The sequence below is a fragment of the Vibrio sp. 1557 genome (assembly GCF_033340175.1).
GTDB classification, from domain to species: domain Bacteria; phylum Pseudomonadota; class Gammaproteobacteria; order Enterobacterales; family Vibrionaceae; genus Vibrio; species Vibrio alginolyticus.
In genome coordinates this window covers 1-1,264 of sequence record NZ_JAWOVZ010000170.1, presented here as the reverse complement: position 1 = coordinate 1,264, position 1,264 = coordinate 1, and the positions used below count along the sequence as shown (strand labels likewise).

Annotated in this window: 1 protein-coding gene; it reads left to right on the top strand. The window is 45.4% G+C overall.

Annotated features, from left to right (window positions below; genetic code table 11):
• Positions 1-1,264, top strand: a 1,264-nt coding sequence (gene lptD, locus R7070_RS25585) for an LPS assembly protein LptD (RefSeq protein ID WP_318141436.1), incomplete at both ends; no start/stop codon positions are given.

Here is a 1,264-nt window from a genome sequence, read left to right as displayed (position 1 = left end):
ATCGGTAACCGTGAAGACGGCCAGTTAGTCCAAGAAGGACATGTGCAGTACCGTTCAGATTTCTGGGATGCGTCTTTAACCGTTCGAGATTTCCAAATCCTCTTGAAAGAAGAAAACCGTCCATATCGTTTGCTTCCTCAATTAGATTTGAACTACTACACGCCGTTGTGGGGTGATCACCTTAACTTCGACGTAAAAAGCCAAGTCAGCCGTTTTGACACTAGTGATACCGCTCGACCAAACGCGACTCGCGTTCACATAGAGCCGGGACTAACCATGCCGCTGTCAAACTCTTGGGCCACTTGGACAACGGAAGCGCGCGTACTTTCCACTTACTACTCTCAAGACCTTACTGGCTTGACAGACGTGGACTTGAAAAACCAGCTTGATGAACAAGTTTCTCGTGTTATTCCTGAGTTCCGTACCCATGCTCAGATTTACTTAGAGCGTGACACCAGTTGGATCAAAGGCTACACACAAACGCTAGAACCACAGCTTCAGTACCTTTACGTACCAGAAGAAGATCAAACCAACATCTACAACTACGATACAACGCTGCTGCAAACTGACTACTACGGTCTATTCCGCAGTCGTAAGTACAGTGGTATTGATAAGATCGCATCGGCTAACCAGCTGAGCTACGGTGCAAGTACGCGCTTCTTTGATGATGACTACAAAGAACGTTTGAACGTGTCGTTTGGTCAGATCTACTACTTCGATAAGAAGACGAAAATCAGCAATAGCCCGAACATTCCAGACGAGACAACCAACTACTCTTCATGGGCAGTTGAAGCTGATTTCAACTACAACGACTACCTGTTCTATCACGGTGGCGTTCAGTACGACATCGACTTAAGCTCAATGCAGCTTGCCAACAGTACGTTGGAATATCAGTTTAACGGCGGCTTTATTCAAGGTAACTACCGCTATGTCACTCGCGAATACATCGAAGATACGATCATTCTCGAAAACCTCGACACTATTACTCGTAAAGGTATTTCACAAGCAGGTATCGTAGCGGCATACGAGTTCAACCGTAACTGGTCTGCAAGCGGTCAGTACTACTATGACCTAAATGAAAATACCGATATGGAATGGCTAGCAAGCCTGCGTTACCAATCTGATTGTTGGTACATTGGTTTGACATACTCTAACCAATTACTCGGTTGGGAAAATCAAGCCATCGGCAGTACGGGCTCCTCTCCTGAATACGAAAACAACTTTAGTGTTAACTTCGGTATTCAAGGCTTTGCGACAAATCAAA